Genomic DNA, 17016 nt, shown 5'->3' on the forward strand with positions numbered 1-17016 from the left:
TCTTGCCCAAAAAAGCGCTTTCGCGAACGGCTTGCAACGGTCGCATCTTCGAAAAACAAATTCCCGGCATGATGCCGATTTATCGGCAGTCCTCCCTCCGGCCTTAATTCCCTACCGGTATCCGTAACTGCTCAGGAAGTTTTCATTATCACGCCATTTTTCCCTGACCTTCACAAACAGCTGAAGGTGCACCTTTCTCCCTGTGAAGGCTTCGATCTCTTTTCGTGACCGGATTCCCAGCTCTTTCAGGCGTTCGGCTTTTCTGCCGATGACGATCCCTTTTTGGGATGACCGGTTAACCACAATTTCTGCATGGATTCGGTTCATCCGGTCCTCTTCCCTGTATTCTATGACATTAACCGCGCAGGAATAGGGAATTTCCTGCTGGTACAGCATGAAGAGTTGTTCCCTGATCAGCTCCGACACAAAAAAGCGCAGCGGCAGATCACTGGCTTCATCCTTGGGATAGAAAGGCGGCCCCTCCGGCATGCGCGTCTTGACCCGCTCCACAAGCCGCTGCACATCGGTTCCCTCCAGGGCCGAAATCGTTATCTCATCGACGTAATCATACCCTTGTGCCCATGCCCTGGTTGTTTCGGCCAGACGTTCACCGGAAACCAGGTCGGACTTGTTCACCACCAGCATTACCGGCAGTTTCAACTGGCCCAGCGTTTCGTAGACGACATCGGCGGGATCCGGCTGGTCGCGACCATCCACGATATGCAGTAGCAGGTCGGCGTCGGTCCGGAGCCGTAACACCTGATCCATCATCCGCTCCTGAAGCATGTATGCGGGCTGAATGATGCCCGGGGTATCTAGAAAAACGATCTGGGAGTCGTCATCAGAGTAGAATCCCTGAATGCGGTGCCGGGTGGTCTGGGCTTTTGGGGTGATGATGGAGAGTTTCTGTCCGAGCAGCTGGTTGAACAGGGTAGATTTGCCGGCATTGGGGCGTCCGATGATTCCGACAAAACCCGAGCGGTGGCCGGGGGTGGTGGATTCCATAAAAAAGTCCGGGTGTGAGCGGTTATCCTGCGATGATATCTGCCATGCGCCGCACGGTATTTTCAAGTCCGTTGAACAGCGCGTCTGCGATGAGGGCATGCCCGATACTGAGGTCCTGCAGATGCGGCACCTCCGCAAGCAGCAGGTCGATATTATCAAAATCGAGTCCGTGTCCGGCGTTTACACGCAGGCCGAGTTCATGCGCCTTAATCGCGGCCAGACGAAGCCTTTCAAGCTCGTGCTTCTGTTTCCGGGGATCCCGGGCGTTGGCATAGTTGCCGGTGTGCAGTTCCACGGCTTCAACCCCGAGCCGGGCGGATAGTTCAATATCGGCGGGATTCGGATCGATAAACAGGCTGATAGCCACGCCGGCGTCCTTCAGCGGCGGAATGACACGATCCCGGAAATCGGGCTCCAGTTTTTTCATGTTCAGCCCCCCCTCGGTGGTCAGCTCTTCCCGGCTTTCGGGCACCAGGGTGGCAAGGTCTGCCTTCAATTTACAGCAGAAAGCGATCATTTCATCCGTGGGAGCCATCTCAAAATCATAGAGCCCGCGTACCGCTTCACGGAGGCGGTACACGTCATCGTCCCGAATGTGCCGCCGGTCTTCCCGAAGGTGGAACACAATCCCTGCCGCCCCTGCTTCCTCGGCCACCATGGCAGCCCTGACCGGGTCCGGCACCTTTTCGCCTCTCGCGTTCCTTAATGTTGCAACATGATCGATATTTACCAGAAGCTGTTTCATTTCGATAATTTGCTACTCATGCCATTCCGGCGACAAAGTTTCCGGAAATCATGGGAATATGACTATTTTGGGTTTTCATCGTAATTTACGAATCTGTACCGTTAAGTGAAGCCATGAAAGTTATTGAGCATTACAGCAGGGCGAGCGATCCGCTTATCTCATTTGAAATCATCCCGCCAAAGCGGGGCGGGTCGGTGTCCAGCGTTTTTGAAACTCTCGATGCGCTCCAAAAGTACCATCCCCCTTTCATCGATGTGACCTCCCATGCCGCCGAGGTGTATTACGAAGAGTTTCCCGACGGATCGGTCAAGCGCCATACCCGGCGCAAGCGTCCCGGCACCATTGGATTGTGTGCTGCCATCAAACACCGGTACAACGTTGACCCGGTTCCGCACCTGATCTGCAGAGGGTTTACCCGCGAAGAGACCGAAGACGCGCTGATTGAGCTGAATTATCTTGGCATTGAGAACGTGCTGGCGGTCCGTGGCGACGATATCGGGTACCGAAAGCCGAATCCCGAGGCGCGCGGGATTAATGAATATGCAATCGATCTGATTCGCCAGATCAAGAGGATGAACAGCGGCTATTACCTTGAAAAGCTGGCCAATGCCGAAGCCTCGGATTTTTGCATCGGCGCCGGCGGTTACCCGGAAAAGCATGTCGAAGCGCCCAACCTGAGCTATGATATAGAGCGACTGAAGGAAAAGGTGGATGCCGGAGCTGATTATATCGTCACCCAAATGTTTTTTGACAACAGCGCTTTTTTCCGGTTTGTCGATCTGTGCCGGGATGCGGGAATCCGCGTGCCGATTATACCCGGACTCAAAATTCTTGCCACTCACCGGCACCTGACCTCACTCCCGAAGTTTTTCCATTTGTCGATACCCGAAACGCTGTCCCGCGAAGTGAATGCCAATCCGCAGCATGCCCTCGACACGGGTGTAGAATGGGCCATCAGCCAGTGCCGCGAGCTGCTTGACTCCGGGGTTCCGGGCCTGCATTTTTATGTTATGGGCAATCCGGATCCGGCTATACGAGTAATTGACCGGCTGGATGTAGTGCCTTCCGCCGTCAAAACGTGATCGCTCCGCATCCATCAACAAAAAGAACGACATTGAAGATCCGGAACCACCGACATCTATCTGTGTTGAGCCTGATTATTGGCTGCTGGCTGGTTGTCTCCTGTGGCTCCCCCCGTGGTGCGGTTGATCCCGAAACCCGCCTCATCCAACATTTCCAGCGGTGGGAGGGTACGCCTTACCGTCTGGGAGGCAGCACGCGACAGGGCATCGACTGCTCGGCTTTTGTTCAGATAGTCATGAGTGACGCCTTCGGTATCAGCCTCCCCAGAACCACCCGAGAACAGCTGGAGTTCGGCAGCAGAGTCAATCCCCGCTCCGCGCGACTGGGCGACCTGGTTTTTTTCCAGACCGGCCGCACCACCTTTCATGTCGGGATCATGATGAGGGGGGATTTTTTTATGCACGCATCTACCAGCCGCGGCGTGACCATCGACCGGCTTTCGGAGCCATACTGGCAACAGCGAATGATCCAGGTCAGACGTGTGGCCGGAAGGTAACCGAAACGTTTTCCAGGCCTGGAAAAGGGTAACGCCTTACGCATGCCGTCCCGGCAAAACCGGGATGTGCTACGCCAACAGCCTTATGTGTCCTCATCGCTCATCGCCAGAAACCGCTGTTTGTCACCGGGCCCCGGCATCCGGCACTCATTCCTGCGACCAAACCAGGCGTACCTGTTACGCGCAATCAGGCGATAGAGGGCGTCCCGCATAATCCGGGGGACAGGCCTGAAAAACCGCAGCAGGCTCACGGGCCCGGACAGGTAACCGCTCAACCGCAATATTGCATCCGACCGCATATATATCCGGCCGTCATCAATAAACACGACGGTATCTGCTGTTTCCGGGTCGCCTCCGGCCGATTCAAGCAGTTTTCCCGCTTGCGCCGACTGTAAGGGAGCCAGCAGAATACGCGCTTCAGGGTCACGGTCGATGACGAAGTTAACCCAGCGATTGCAAAGGTTGCAGTACCCGTCGAAGAGCAGTACCGGCCTGTCGACAGCAGGGATATCCATGGGCCCGAATTAATGTTAATGTTAACAATAAATAATAAAACAGCGCCATATGGGCTCAATATTGCGTTTTTCTAACTTGGAGCACAATTGTAATCACGTTAATTTTCTTTTCAAATAAACAGGTTCATGATTACAGACTCCCGGCCTTCAGGCCACTTGTCATGAGAAACATTATCTGCGTCGAAAACGATCACATCACATCCTATCTTCTGCAAAAGCAGATAGAGCGAATGGGTTACAACCTGATCGCCATGGTCGAAACAGGTGAGGAAGCTATTGAAAAAGTAAATGCTCTCAAACCGGATCTCGTCCTCATGGACATCAGGCTATCAGGTACCATCGACGGCATTCAGGCGGCGGAAAAAATCAAAGCCGAATCCGGTGTTCCCCTGATCTTTATAACGGGCAGCGGTGATTTGCAGACCCGAAAAAGAGCGGAAAAGGCCGAGCCCGATGAGTATCTCGTAAAGCCGGTCGAAATGAATGTACTTAAAAAAGTCATTCAGAGATCATTGATGGAGGTTGCCTGAAGTACAAATTATTCGGTAGCTGGCAAATTGACCGCTGGTTCTGTTTAATGCGATACGGCTCTTTGTAAACCGGGAATTGCTTGCAACTGAAGCACAAATAAGCGTCCTGCCATCTCTGCGAGCCACACAGTTGCCCTCGTAACAATTACTTTTCTTTAATATTTTGACCCTTTATATTGAACGGGTCAAGACCGATAACAGCATTGTCTCATTTGCCTAATTCCGTTGAGCCGTCTAGCCACTATAATACAGAGTACTATTATTCCATACGTGCCCTGCTGTCAGGAGCCTTACTGCAACATATGCATCGTTATAATACCCTGAGAAATCACATGAAACGCATTATCCTCGTTGAAGACGATTTTATTATTGCCTTGCTGCTAGAAAAGCAGATTCAACGAATGGGGTACGAAGTAGCCGACAAAATTGACAATGCCGAGATTGCGGTGGAGAGAATCCGGACAGAGAATCCCGACCTGATCCTGATGGACATCAAACTGGTGGGAGAAATGGACGGTGTTGATGCCATGATGAAAGTCCGGGAATTCTCCAACATTCCGGTGATATACCTGACCGGAAACGCTGATGAAAACACGAGGCGGCGTGCTCTGGAAACCGATCCGGAAGGATATCTGATCAAACCGGTCGACATGGAGGTCCTCAAGCAGACCATCCGGGAAATAATGAGCGAAAAATAACTTCCGGGGATTGTTCTCCCAAACAGTCTCAAAAATTTAGCCTGGAAATTCGTTTAACACGGCGCCCTGGTTGTCCGTGAATACTGCCTCTCAATCCACCTGTTTCTGTATTCCGGAGCAGTTCCGTTGCGCTTTCAGAACAATCCGTAAAGCAGTCTGGAGATAACCAGTATCACCAGGAAACCGAACGCAATTTCGAGGGTGCGCATGCGAATAACCCCGAGAAGTTTCACACCGAACCTGGCTCCGACGATACTGCCCGCCACCAACGGCAGCGCCAATCCGAAATCAACATATCCGAGCTCATAGCCGGTTAGTCCACCCGCTCCCGGTGTAAGCAATGCAAACTGGATCCAACCGGCCAGGGTGATCAGTACGATGGCCAGAGAGGAGATACTGACTACTTTCCGATACCCGAACGAAAGAAAGATGCTCATGGCAGGCACCATGATGAGACCGCCGCCTACTCCCGCAAGGGATGCCAGAAGTCCCGATGCCAGGCCAAGAACCATGGCAAGGTACCATCGCAGCGGCCTCACCACCTGTCCGGCAGCCACTTCGGGCTTTTTCTTTTTGAAGAAGTGATACACCGAATAGAGCAGGATGAGGCTGAAAAAGACGGTAAACTCCACTTCGCTGTAATACGGGGATTGGGCGATGAGCCGGCCCAGGTAGGTTCCGGCAATACCGAATAGCCCGATCTGCATCCCTTCCCGCAGAAACAGATTATCTGACTGATAGTGCTTGAATGTACTGCTCAGTGCAGCGACAAAATTGCAGACAAGGCTTGTGCCTACGGTCCACAGCACCGCATTTTCCACTCCGGCATGCTGAAACACGAACAGCAGTACCGGTACAAACAGGATGCCTCCGCCAAGCCCGAACAAACCCGCGATGATGCCCGCAAGGATGCCGGCCAGCGCTAAAAGTATTATGACAACAGATATCAGCATAAAATTCGCCCGAAATATACCGGCATCTAACCGGCATAAAAACCTTTTTTTGAATCTGTTTTTTTGCGGAACTTACGGCCGTGACTTGCCGGACGGTTCTGCTTCTCGCAGGTCACGGAAATCCCCGTGCAGGCATCTCTGATACCATTCCATCAGCGGATGACAAACCAAAACCAGATTGTAATGCATACATTGCCGGCATTTGCCGAGAGTAAACTGGAATTTGATAAAATACGCGACGTCCTGGCGGGGTACCTATCCACACCCACCGGCGCCCTGGAAGTCGAGCGTCTGGAACCTGCCGCTGAATTGGAAACTGTCACCATCCGCCTGGAGTGTTCGGCAGAGATGATGCATTTGCTTGACGCATCCACCGCCCCGCCACTTGAAACACTATATGACATCACCGAGGCACTGTCCCGGTCGAAGGTCGAACGCTTCGTCCTTGACGGCGTAACCCTGGTTCAGATTCTGCGCTGGGCCGAATCGGCGAGGAAGCTGCGCGCTTTTTTCTCGCAACACAAGGAGCCCGCCGAACGATTGTGGGAGATCGCGGGAAAGCTGGTGACGCTAAAAGAACTCGAGAGCCACATCCGCGGGATAGTGGATGAAAACGGCGAAGCAAAACCTGATGCCAGTCCGGAACTGGCCCGCATCACAAAAAAGATCCAGACCAGAAAGCAGAACGCCCGCTCCGTATTGCAGCGGATCCTGAAACAGGGACGGGAAAGCGGCATGACCAGCGACGAGGAGGCTACCCTGCGCGCCGGCCGCCTTGTAATCCCCGTAAAAGCCGAGTACAAAAGAAAAATCAAAGGGTTCATCCACGACACCTCCGCAACCGGCCAGACCGTCTATATCGAACCCCTTGAAGTATTTGAAAACAACAACGAAATCCGCGAGCTGGAATCGGAGCGTAATCGCGAGATTGAGCGGCTTTTGCGGGAACTCACCGCGCATGTCGGCGCCGTTGCCGACACCATCACCGCCAACAGCCTGCTCATCGGCAAACTCGATGCCGTCTATGCCTGCGCCAGGCTCGGCATTCGGTGGGAAGGTACCATTCCGGATGTTTCCGCCGACGGCAGACTCTCACTTGGGTCCTGCCGTAATCCATTATTGCTGATGAAATTCAAGCGGTTTGACGATGGGCGGCGCCAGGTAGTTCCCCTCCATCTTGAAATGGCCCCGGACGATAAAGGTATCATCATTACCGGTCCGAATGCAGGCGGCAAATCGGTGACCCTGAAGACATTCGGACTCTCAATCATGCTTGCCCATTGCGGAATCCCCGTCCCCGCACAGGAAGGCGCCATCATTCCGTTTACTTCCGGTATTTATATCGATATGGGGGATGAGCAGTCCATCGACAACGATCTCAGTACGTTTTCATCGCGCCTGAACTGGATGAAAAAGGTCCTGGATGATGCCGGACCGGCAAGCTGGGTGTTGATGGACGAAGCGGGCAGCGGCACCGACCCTGATGAAGGCACCGCACTGGTTCAGGGCTTCCTCGAAATACTTTCAGAGAAACGCGTTCGCAGCCTTGTTACCACCCACCATGGCGCTTTGAAGGTTTTTGCCCATGAGACACCGGGCTGGAGCAACGCCTCCATGGAGTTTGACCAGAAAACCCTCTCGCCTACCTATATGTTCCGCAAGGGCATTCCGGGCAGCAGTTATGCCTTTGAAATCGCCGACCGGCTGAACGTACCGGGAGAGCTGACCCGTCGGGCGCGTGAGTGGGTCGGTGAAAGTAAAAACAGGATGGAGTCTCTGATCATCAGCCTGGAACAGGAGGCCCAGGAGCTCCAGAGCCGCCGCGATGACGTTGCCAGGCAACAGCGTTCCATTGCCGATTCCCGGCAGAAGCTGGAAAGCCGGCTCAGCCGTATTGAGGATGAACGTGATGCCATCCGGCGAAAAGCTCTCGACAAGGCCGACACGCTGCTGAAGGATGCCAACCGGAAAATTGAGGAGGCCATACGCGCCGCCGCCGAAAAAGACAAGGAATCACTCAAAAAGAAACGGGAGGAAGTCAAGCAGCTTGACACTTCGGTCCGGAAGCAGAGAAAACAACGCACGAAAGTACGAAGCAGACATAGTGGCACCGGACAGCCGCCGTCAACAGGCGATTTTGTCCGGCTGATCGACAGCAATGCCGTTGGAGAGCTGGTGGAGATCAGCGGGAAAAAGGCAACGGTGGATGTCAACGGGCTGCGCCTGAAGACTCGCTACGACAACCTGGAGCGGACGGAGCGGGCCGTAACCGGCAAAAAACCGGAAGGATACCGGATACGGATAAACCGGGCCGAGAGCCGTGACGCCCGGCCTTTCAGTCCGCGGCTCGACATCCGCGGAAAGCGGGGAGATGAAGCGGTGCGGGAAGTGACCCGCTTTGTTGATGAGGGGTTGTCCAGGGGAATCCAGCAGCTCTCCATCATCCACGGAAGAGGTGACGGCATCCTCAGAAAACTTGTGCATGAACATCTGCAGGCGCGGGCGGATGTCACCAGGTTCGAAGCGGCGCCCATTGAGGAAGGGGGCGACGGATGCACTTATGTCTATCTTTGAGAGAGTAGAATTTGACCCAAACGATCCCGATGATGTTGAGACGGATACACTTTGAGCAGAGGCTCGCTCTACCAAATTTAGCTGCCTTTCGTTGCGCAGCCGCCGCACCGGTGGAAATCCTGATTTTCCGGTGGAAAACTCTTTTGACACAGTTGCGTGCCAGGCTGTCAGAGTTTCAGCGGATTGACGCCGATCAGCCAGAGAAGCACAATCAGGACAATGGCCCAGATGGTCATTAACAGGATCTTCATTGCGACAAGTATTGCCGCCTCCCGTCCGGTAAGCCTGGCCGGAAGACCGTAGCCCATGCGATACATCATCCACCGTGACCCTAACGATGATGCCACAAATATCAGCAGTAATATCAGTAAATCGACAGCGGTGTGGTCCATAGCCGTTTGCAATCAGGTTGGATGGGGTTCATTGCTATTTTCCGGGACAACGCCGGGGAGCGGATTCCTTCCGGTGCGTTCAGAACATGTATCCGACATTGCCATAAAAGCGGAACATTTCGTCCGAAAACGCGGCATCAAGCCTCAGAATCAGATCGGGAGAAAATATGGAGATGGCAATGCCGCCGCCAAACGTCCGGTGATAGTCGCGGAACAGATCGCCCAATCCGTCATCGCCGGCAAATACCCGGCCGCCGTCGTGAAATGTGTGTACACCCAGGCGAAAGCTGTACTCCGGGTATTCATACACCCAGGTGCGGAGCTCCAGATTGTAGAGTACAGAAGCATTGCCCCGGAACCGATGGAACGGATATCCGCGAACTGTGTAGTGATCACCCAGGTACGGCTGCTCCCAGTAAGGAACAGAGCCATGGGCAATGACCCCGACGGTGCGCGCCGCCAGCACCGGCCGAAAATAGGGCACCGGCAAGGTCACATACTGCCGAATATCGGCAGAAAGCTTCGCCATCGGAAACTCACCGGTAATCCCACCGGGCGCCCATGTTCCACTGATTCTGAGCCGGTTTCCCCTTGTAGCGGCAAATTCGTTGTCGCGATTCTCCCAAAGCAGGCCGGCCCCGACTTTTGACAGAAAGCCGCCTTCTATTCCCCTGGGTCGCCACTCTCCCATTAGCTCATCCTGCCGGTCGGTGGCTTTTTCGTAATGGACGCCCAGGGTGGCGGTGACATCCAGCTGCCCGCCCGACCCTCGTCCACGGTTATTCCTGTAAACCGCATGCCGCCCCATCCACTCAAACCCGGCGCGGTACACCTCAAAATAGTAGTAACCGTCATCCCAAAGCTCCTTGTCAAACCCGGTATCGTTGCCAATGCCGAAAAACGTTTCCACCGGATTCTTTTCACCATCCAGCCTCCAGCGTGACCGTACCGGCCTGCCAAACGTTTCCGTCTGTTCGTATTTCAACTTGAGACTAAACAGGCCTCTTGTGGATGCTTCCAGTCCCAGCTCCGTTCGGGATACATAGGGCTGAATACGAGGATGGTACCGGTACCGGCTTACCAGCACGGCGCCCAGCAGACCGACATCCGACGTGTATATGGCAGCTGGGAAAATACCGGTGATCGTCGTATCCCCCGGAACCCTCTCCGGCAATATCATGGTCTGGGCAGAAACGCTCCGGACGGCCGGCAGGATTAGTATCACCAGTATAAGTATGGCGCGGCAGTAGTTTGAATACACTTAAAAATGCTCTGAGTTGCTTTTGCATCCATTGGTGGAAGACCTGCTTGCCGCCAATGGCGATGATTCCATGGAAGTTACACCGCAGCTCGGTAACACACAAAGACGATACCTGAGTATCCCCTCCACCCTGGCACCCCCGACTCTTCTGCCGACTCCATAGTGACTCGCATTGCGCTGCGAAAGGCCATCAGTGATAACGTGTTCTCAAGTAATGATTTACCTGGTTATTTAGACTTAGTTTAAATAATAATTGCGCATTCCATTCCCATCCCGTATTTTTAGGACGCACTTCAAAAAAAGTATTAACAATCACCTATGAGCCTGGTGCATATTCTGACCCGCTCTTCGAAAACAATCAAATGACTGTATGAAAACTATTTTACTTGCCCTGCTGCTACTGGTTTTCAGTCCGGTGCCTGAAGCAGGCCCCGCAGGTTCCCTGGAGGGAACAATTCAAAACGAAGAAAACCTGACCCTTTCCCACGCTCACATCGCCCTTCCCCATATCAACAAGGGAACCATTACCCGCCGAGACGGGTCGTTCCGGCTTGCAAATATTCCTGTAGGCGAGCATCTGGTTCGCATAAGTCACATCGGCTACGAACCCGTCGAACGTACCGTTAGTATTGCAGAGAATGAAGTTGCACGCATCACCATCACCCTCGAGGCCTCCTATGAAATGCCTCAGATCGAGATCGTCGGTCGTACGCCGGACCGTCTTGCCCGCATTCCGGGTTCGGCTTCGGTGGTATCGGCACAGCGACTGGAGCAGACCAGTCCACTGAACGCCACCGAAATTTTCAGGCAGATCCCGGGGGTTCATTCGGTGGATCAGGATGGACTCGGGCTGCGTGCCAATATCGGAATCCGTGGGCTGGACCCCAGCATGAGCCGTAATGTACTGATGCTTGAAGACGGCATGCCCGTCGCGCTTGCTCCGTACGGAGAGCCCGAAATGTACTACACACCTTCCATCACACGCATGGATGGCGTTGAGGTCATCAAGGGAAGCGGCTCCATTCTCTTTGGGCCGCAGACGGTGGGCGGAGTCATCAACTACCTCACACCCGATCCTCCCCCCGAAGCCCGGCTGGATGCCTACATATCCGGTGGTGAAGGCGGGCTGTTTACCTCACGGCTGGGGTATGGCAACACCTTCGGCAACTCGGGCTTTCAACTCACCTACCTGCGGCGCCAGGGTGACGAAGTTGGTCCACTGGAATTTCGCATCAACGACATCATCGCAAAATGGAAACTCACAATGGGCCGGCGTTCGGTGCTTGGTGTCAAGCTCAGCCTGTACGACGAAACCTCCAACTCCACCTATGTCGGACTGAGTCAGCCCATGTTCGAAAACGGCAATTTTGATTTCACCGACCTCGCCCCCGACGATGAGCTTAACATCCGGCGCTATTCGGCCAGCCTTACCCACGACTATTTCTTCAGCGATCATATCCAGCTCCGCACCGCCGCTTACGCGTACACTACAACACGAAACTGGTCGCGGCAGGATTTTGACAACCAGCCTGTAGCCGGTCGGGAGTACAGCCGTATTATCGGTAACACGGACCGGGATTTCGGTGCCATCTGGTTCCGCCCGACAACGGGAAATCGTAATCGTGAATTTGAGGTGGTCGGTTTTGAACCGCGCCTGAGCGCCCGTTTCCATGTCGGTGAGTTCCGCAATGAACTGGATGCCGGATTCCGGTTCCTGTATGAACGCGCGTTTGAAAAACGCATCAACGGCTCCATTGCAAGTCCGGCTACCGGTGATCTTCGCGACGACGAAATACGCACCGGCCATGCCGTGAGCGGATATGTGCAAAACCGGTTTTATGTGACGCCGAAACTCACCGCTACTCCCGGCCTGCGTGTCGAATATTTTAATTACGAACGGGAGATAATGCGCGTCAATTTCGAAGATGTCAATCGCAGCACCACCGACGACGTCGTTGCATTCATACCGGGGATGGGAATCAACTACCAACTCGGTCCGCACTCCTCGTTGTTCACCGGAGTTCACCGCGGCTTTAGTCCGCCCCGCGTCAAAGACGCGCTTACCGCTACCGGCGACAGCGAAGAGCTTGACGCCGAATGGAGCTGGAATTACGAAGCCGGATTCCGGCTCAGGCCGCTGCCCTACCTCAATGCGGAAGTCACCGGCTACTATATGACGTTTGAGAATCAGATTATTCCGGTTGCAGAGTCGGCGGGCGGACAGGGCATGCCCAACGCGACCGGCCTCACCAACGGCGGGGCAACTGAACACTATGGCCTCGAATTCCTGCTGAGATTTATGCCCATTCCGCTTGGCGGACTTCCCCTGACTGCCGAATGGGAAGCCGGCGGCACCTGGAACCAGGCGACCTTCAACGAAGACCGCTTTGTATCCGCCGGTGGAGGCGAGGTAGTCAACGTTAAGGGAAATCATCTGCCCTACGCTCCGGAATGGTCGGGCTTCAGTCAACTCTCACTCTACCATGAAACCGGTATTTCGGGGTATCTGAAAGGAATTTTTACGGGTGAACAGTACGGCGATGCGCGCAACCTCTCCGAACCCGGCGGAGATGGACGCAGCGGCAAGATCGAGAGCTACACCGTTCTGGATGCCGGACTGCGCTACCGGCTGCCGACGACATTTGACGCTACCCTGTCAGCCACCGTCAAAAACCTCACCGATGAACGCTATATCTCATCGCGGCGCCCGCAGGGAATCCGGCTGGGCTTGCCGCGGATGATCATGTTCGGAATTGACCTGAAAATCTGAACGTCTTGCAGGCAGGCGGGACAACTCCCTTGCACCGGTTTCGGTGAGGAAACCGAAAGTGATTCGGTCTTTCAACTATGTGCGTGAATTGATAGATTGCCGGATGCGGACAAAACCGTATCCGGCTTTTTTTTGGCTTTCTCCGCTTCACATTATTTCCTCCACGTCAAGCGCCTCCATTTATGAATACGCAAGCCCCGTTATTCGAGACCCCCGAAGTTTCTTCGGTGCAGGACATGCTGATTCAGTCAGCTCGCCATTTTGAAAAGCGCCGCGCACTCACCGACTTTTCCCCCACACCCATCAACGAAGCGACCTATGGACAGCTTCTCCACCATGTGAGGGTCTTCGGCACCGCGCTCAAAAAACTCGGACTCAAGGAGCGCGCTCACATCGCCCTGATCGGTGAAAACAGGGTGCAGTGGGGGGTCGCCTATCTTACGGCAGCCTGCTATAACTACGTCATCGTTCCGGTCGATAAAAACCTCGGGAAAACAGAAATTCTGAACATCATCCACGAATCAGATGCGCAAGCCGTCATTTTTTCCGGCGGATCCTCCTCACATTTTGAGAGCACACATACATCGCTCAAAAAAATTCGGCACTACATCCATATGGACCTGCCGGAATCGGAAGGTGAATTTCTCTCCATGAAATCGCTCATGGATGACATCCCTGCCGGAAAAACAGTGGCTATGCCGAAAATCGACCCGGATGAGATGAGCATTATCGTGTTCACTTCCGGATCGCTTGGCCGGGCCAAGGGGGTGATGCTTTCGCAGAAGAATATTGTTACGGATCTGATGGGGATGGTACGGATGGTGCGCCTCTACCCGGAAGACCGGTTCCTCTCCGTGCTCCCCATCCACCACACCTATGAATGTACCTGCGGTTTTCTATGTCCGCTGTACAAAGGATGCTCCGTCTGGTTTGCCCGGTCACTAAAAACCATCCTGGATGACCTCAAGGTGAGCAAAGCGACCATCATGCTGGGAGTGCCGCTTCTGTACGAAAAAATGTACAAAAACATCAGAAAGGGAATAAACGAGAAGGCAGCTACACGCGTGCTGGTCCCGCCCATGCTGAATGCCGCTGGACTGCTGAAGTCTCTGGGATGGTCGGATGCCCCCCGCAAGCTGTTCAAGTCGCTCCACGAAAAATTCGGTGGAAACATCCGGCTGTTTATTGCCGGGGGTGCCGCTCCCGACCCGGAAGTTGCAGCCGGGCTTCGCCGCATGGGCTTCATGTTTCTGCAGGGATACGGGCTGACCGAAACCGCACCCATTCTCACACTGAACCGGCTGGAAGCGTTCAAGGATGAAGCCGCCGGACTGCCGCTGCCCGGTGTCGCTCTGAAAATTCACGAACCCGACGAGAACGGGGTTGGCGAAGTCTGGGCCAAAGGCGATAACGTCATGCTGGGCTATTACAAAAACGAGCAGGCAACCCGCGAATCCATTTCAGAAGACGGATGGTTCCGCACCGGGGATCTGGGTCACATCGACAAGGACGGGTTCCTCCACATCAGCGGAAGAAAGAAAAATGTCATTATCGCGGCCAACGGCAAAAACGTCTTTCCCGAAGAGCTGGAAGATCTGCTGAACCGGAGCCCGTATATTCAGGAAGTGATGGTGTACGGCCAGTCTGATAGCGCATACAACGAAAAGATTGTCGCTCAGATCGTTGTCGATGGAGAAGCGCTCATCTCACGTGCCGAAGCGAAGAAAAAGGAGATCACCTCGGAGTGGATTCACGAAACCATCCGCAATGAAATCAACAAGGTGAACAAGCAGCTCGCCTCGTTCAAGCGGATACAGGACTTCATCATCCGGGAAGAGGAGTTTGCAAAAACAACCACGCAGAAGATCAAACGCTACATGGTGGGCAAGGATCCGCGACCGATCAGTACCGAAGAGCACTGATCGTACCTAATTACGCCTGAAATCGGGTGAAAATTAACGCGATGAGTGCGCGTCATGGAATAACGCCGGCCATTACTGCATGCGCGGAGGGTGTTTAATACTAACGATAAGCCGGCTTGATTATCGAAGGGGCGGATCGTCTGCGGTCCGGTAAACCGGAGCATCGCATTGTCGGAGGATAGTATTCACCGGACACCAGGCAGCCGGTACGCGTAAGCAGCGGGAGTTACCCTTTGTTTACATACAGGTACCGTTTGATTTTTTGGGTAGGAGTCTTTTCGAACGGCTCCGACTGCTCGATTACCTCGGCCAGCCGGGCAAACGAAGCTACACTGGCGTTAACTTCATCCCGGAGGGTGACCAGCAGCTTCCGTATCTCGTCTCTGACTTCAGCTTCGCTGCATCCCATTGCGGCAAACTCTTCATCAAGCTTCTCGTAGTTCAGGTAAACCCGTGCCACAAGACGGCCATCCTGTTTGAAAACCAGCGATTCCATGACATAGTCGGATCGGTGCAGCACCGATTCAATACTTTCCGGGTAGATGTTTTCGCCGCTCGGCCCCAGTATCATATTCTTGAGCCGGCCGCGGATGTAGAGATATCCGTCCTTGTCAAATGCCCCCAGATCGCCTGTGCGAAGCCAGCCGTCCTTGTCCACGGTTTCCGCAGTGAGTTCGGGATCGTTGAAGTAGCCCAGCATCACACCATGCCCCCTGATCAATATTTCGCCATCGTCCAGCGGACCTTTTTTCGTCTTTCCGGACTTTTTCTCACTTTTTCGTTTCTTTCCGCCGGCTGCACGTTCCTGCCGTTCAGATTCTTCTTCATCCGCATCCGCCTTTCCTTCATGGTCGATGCGGATTTCCACACCCGGCAGCGGCTTTCCTGTGGCATGGAGCCTGACGGTTGAGGCGCCGGTACCGGCAGCCAGCGGTGATGTCTCTGTCAGCCCATAGCCGATCGCATAGGGAAATCCCGCTTCCTTCAGGAATACTTCAACGTCCGGTGCCAGGGACGCTCCCCCGATGCAGAAGGTCGTCAGGCATCCGCCAAACGTTTCCATCAGCTTCTTCCCGGCCTTGCGGTGAATCAGCTTTCGTACGGCAGGGACTTTGTAGGCGGCCCGAAGCACTTTCTTCCGCCGGATTTCCGGCAGTATCCTTGCCTTGAACATTTTTTCAATGATCAGCGGAACCGACAACATAATGGTCGGGCGCACCTGTTTGAGGGCCGGAAGCAGCACAGCGGCGGTCGGCGGCTTGCTCACATACGATACGGATGCCCCGATCATCATGGGGAGTACCAGGCCAAGCGTGCATTCGTACACGTGGGGAAGCGGCAGAATGGACAACAGCCGGTCATTTTTGCCAATGGGTACAATCTTCTCTGTGGCAATGGCATTGCTCACAATATTGCCATGGCTCAGCATCACTCCCTTGGAGTGGCCGGTGGTTCCGGATGTGTATATGATGGATGCGGGATCATCTTCAGCGATATCCATGGACGACAATCCGGCCATCTGAAGAGCCATATGCTTGATCCGCTTCATTTCCCGGCTTCCTTCGGCATACAGGCGCCGAAGGCGGTCCTTGCTCCAGTCGGGTGATATCACCGACAGATTGTCTGCCAGAATCACCGCATTGAGACTTTCAAGGTTAAACTCTTCTACCTTGTGATACAGCCGCTCGGAGACAAAAAGGGCGCTGGCACCCGAGTGGCGGAGAATGTGATGGATTTCGGATGGATGAAAATCATTCAGGATCGGAACGGCGATCGCCTTCAGTGAAGTGATCCCGAAGTAGGCCACGCCCCAGTTCGGACTGTTTTCGCTTAAAATCGCCACACGGTCACCCGGACCCACGCCGTTGTCCCGAAGGTACGAGGCGACCAGCCTCACCTTCTCTCCCAGCCTGGCGTAACTTGTGGCTTCCTCACCGGCATACCCCAATGCCGGGTGTTCCGGGTAGGCGGTTATACAGCGCTCCAGTAGCGCTGTTAATGTTTTTGTTTTCAGAGGCTGTAAACTCATAATCTCCGAGGCGTTTTTTGATATGTAAAATATTCAGTATCAG

Annotated in this window: 15 protein-coding genes; 8 read left to right on the plus strand and 7 right to left on the minus strand. The window is 54.2% G+C overall.

The features are described 5' to 3' along the window. Positions 1-111: 111 nt before the first annotated feature. On the minus strand, positions 112-1005 hold the full coding sequence (gene era, locus QA596_08005; GenBank protein ID MDG5767404.1) for a GTPase Era: 894 nt from the start codon (positions 1003-1005) through the stop codon (positions 112-114). A gap of 22 nt (positions 1006-1027) precedes the next feature. Further along, on the minus strand, positions 1028-1750 hold the full coding sequence (locus QA596_08010) for a pyridoxine 5'-phosphate synthase (protein ID MDG5767405.1): 723 nt from the start codon (positions 1748-1750) through the stop codon (positions 1028-1030). Between the two features lie 113 nt (positions 1751-1863). On the opposite strand from QA596_08010, the gene QA596_08015 reads away from it, so the two are divergent. Beyond that, a complete protein-coding gene (locus QA596_08015; protein MDG5767406.1) occupies positions 1864-2832 on the plus strand; it encodes a methylenetetrahydrofolate reductase in 969 nt (322 codons plus the stop codon). A gap of 65 nt (positions 2833-2897) precedes the next feature. Further along, entirely contained in the window at positions 2898-3329 is a 432-nt protein-coding gene (locus QA596_08020; GenBank protein ID MDG5767407.1) for an NlpC/P60 family protein, read from the plus strand. An 83-nt stretch (positions 3330-3412) separates the two neighbouring features. Here the strand turns inward: QA596_08020 and QA596_08025 are convergent, their stop codons facing one another. Further along, on the minus strand, positions 3413-3844 hold the full coding sequence (locus QA596_08025; protein ID MDG5767408.1) for a thiol-disulfide oxidoreductase DCC family protein: 432 nt from the start codon (positions 3842-3844) through the stop codon (positions 3413-3415). Positions 3845-4005: 161 nt separating this feature from the next. Here QA596_08025 and QA596_08030 point away from each other — a divergent pair, with 161 nt between their 5' ends. Together QA596_08030 and QA596_08035 are read left to right on the plus strand one after the other, a co-directional pair. After that, positions 4006-4374 (plus strand): response regulator, encoded by a 369-nt coding sequence (locus QA596_08030; GenBank protein ID MDG5767409.1) that lies wholly within the window; start codon positions 4006-4008, stop codon positions 4372-4374. A 332-nt stretch (positions 4375-4706) separates the two neighbouring features. Beyond that, positions 4707-5072, plus strand: a complete 366-nt coding sequence (locus QA596_08035; protein ID MDG5767410.1) for a response regulator — start codon at positions 4707-4709, stop codon at positions 5070-5072. A 134-nt stretch (positions 5073-5206) separates the two neighbouring features. On the opposite strand, the gene QA596_08040 is transcribed toward QA596_08035, so the two are convergent. Beyond that, a complete protein-coding gene (locus QA596_08040) occupies positions 5207-6025 on the minus strand; it encodes a sulfite exporter TauE/SafE family protein (GenBank protein ID MDG5767411.1) in 819 nt (272 codons plus the stop codon). A gap of 183 nt (positions 6026-6208) precedes the next feature. Between QA596_08040 and QA596_08045 the strand changes: the two genes are divergently transcribed. Next, positions 6209-8599 carry an endonuclease MutS2 gene (locus QA596_08045; GenBank protein ID MDG5767412.1) on the plus strand — a complete coding sequence of 797 codons (2391 nt, stop codon included), beginning with the start codon at positions 6209-6211 and terminating at the stop codon, positions 8597-8599. Positions 8600-8766: 167 nt separating this feature from the next. On the opposite strand, the gene QA596_08050 is transcribed toward QA596_08045, so the two are convergent. Together QA596_08050 and QA596_08055 are read right to left on the minus strand one after the other, a co-directional pair. After that, positions 8767-8991 (minus strand): hypothetical protein, encoded by a 225-nt coding sequence (locus tag QA596_08050; protein ID MDG5767413.1) that lies wholly within the window; start codon positions 8989-8991, stop codon positions 8767-8769. Between the two features lie 79 nt (positions 8992-9070). Continuing rightward, complete coding sequence (locus QA596_08055; GenBank protein ID MDG5767414.1) at positions 9071-10171, minus strand: BamA/TamA family outer membrane protein; 1101 nt, start codon at positions 10169-10171, stop codon at positions 9071-9073. A 97-nt stretch (positions 10172-10268) separates the two neighbouring features. Between QA596_08055 and QA596_08060 the strand changes: the two genes are divergently transcribed. The 3 genes from QA596_08060 (at position 10269) to QA596_08070 (ending at position 14944) form a co-directional block, all read left to right on the plus strand. Next, positions 10269-10415, plus strand: a complete 147-nt coding sequence (locus QA596_08060) for a hypothetical protein (protein ID MDG5767415.1) — start codon at positions 10269-10271, stop codon at positions 10413-10415. Positions 10416-10622: 207 nt separating this feature from the next. Beyond that, positions 10623-13022, plus strand: coding sequence for a TonB-dependent receptor (locus tag QA596_08065; protein MDG5767416.1), 2400 nt, complete (start codon positions 10623-10625; stop codon positions 13020-13022). A 182-nt stretch (positions 13023-13204) separates the two neighbouring features. Next, entirely contained in the window at positions 13205-14944 is a 1740-nt protein-coding gene (locus QA596_08070) for an AMP-binding protein (protein MDG5767417.1), read from the plus strand. 226 nt (positions 14945-15170) lie between these two features. Here the strand turns inward: QA596_08070 and QA596_08075 are convergent, their stop codons facing one another. Further along, the gene (locus tag QA596_08075) at positions 15171-16973 is read right to left on the minus strand and encodes an AMP-binding protein (protein ID MDG5767418.1); all 1803 of its coding nucleotides are present in this window, start codon (positions 16971-16973) and stop codon (positions 15171-15173) included. Positions 16974-17016: the final 43 nt, after the last annotated feature.

The sequence above is a fragment of the Balneolales bacterium ANBcel1 genome, from assembly GCA_029688905.1.
Classification (GTDB): Bacteria; Bacteroidota; Rhodothermia; order Balneolales; family Natronogracilivirgulaceae; genus SLLW01.

Coding starts and splice junctions, on each gene's coding strand:
- era (MDG5767404.1), bottom strand. CDS start 1,005: ATGGAATCCACCACCCCCGGCCACCGCTCGGGTTTTGTCGGAATCATC.
- QA596_08010 (MDG5767405.1), bottom strand. CDS start 1,750: ATGAAACAGCTTCTGGTAAATATCGATCATGTTGCAACATTAAGGAAC.
- QA596_08015 (MDG5767406.1), top strand. CDS start 1,864: ATGAAAGTTATTGAGCATTACAGCAGGGCGAGCGATCCGCTTATCTCA.
- QA596_08025 (MDG5767408.1), bottom strand. CDS start 3,844: ATGGATATCCCTGCTGTCGACAGGCCGGTACTGCTCTTCGACGGGTAC.
- QA596_08030 (MDG5767409.1), top strand. CDS start 4,006: ATGAGAAACATTATCTGCGTCGAAAACGATCACATCACATCCTATCTT.
- QA596_08035 (MDG5767410.1), top strand. CDS start 4,707: ATGAAACGCATTATCCTCGTTGAAGACGATTTTATTATTGCCTTGCTG.
- QA596_08040 (MDG5767411.1), bottom strand. CDS start 6,025: ATGCTGATATCTGTTGTCATAATACTTTTAGCGCTGGCCGGCATCCTT.
- QA596_08045 (MDG5767412.1), top strand. CDS start 6,209: ATGCATACATTGCCGGCATTTGCCGAGAGTAAACTGGAATTTGATAAA.
- QA596_08050 (MDG5767413.1), bottom strand. CDS start 8,991: ATGGACCACACCGCTGTCGATTTACTGATATTACTGCTGATATTTGTG.
- QA596_08055 (MDG5767414.1), bottom strand. CDS start 10,171: ATGATATTGCCGGAGAGGGTTCCGGGGGATACGACGATCACCGGTATT.
- QA596_08065 (MDG5767416.1), top strand. CDS start 10,623: ATGAAAACTATTTTACTTGCCCTGCTGCTACTGGTTTTCAGTCCGGTG.
- QA596_08070 (MDG5767417.1), top strand. CDS start 13,205: ATGAATACGCAAGCCCCGTTATTCGAGACCCCCGAAGTTTCTTCGGTG.
- QA596_08075 (MDG5767418.1), bottom strand. CDS start 16,973: ATGAGTTTACAGCCTCTGAAAACAAAAACATTAACAGCGCTACTGGAG.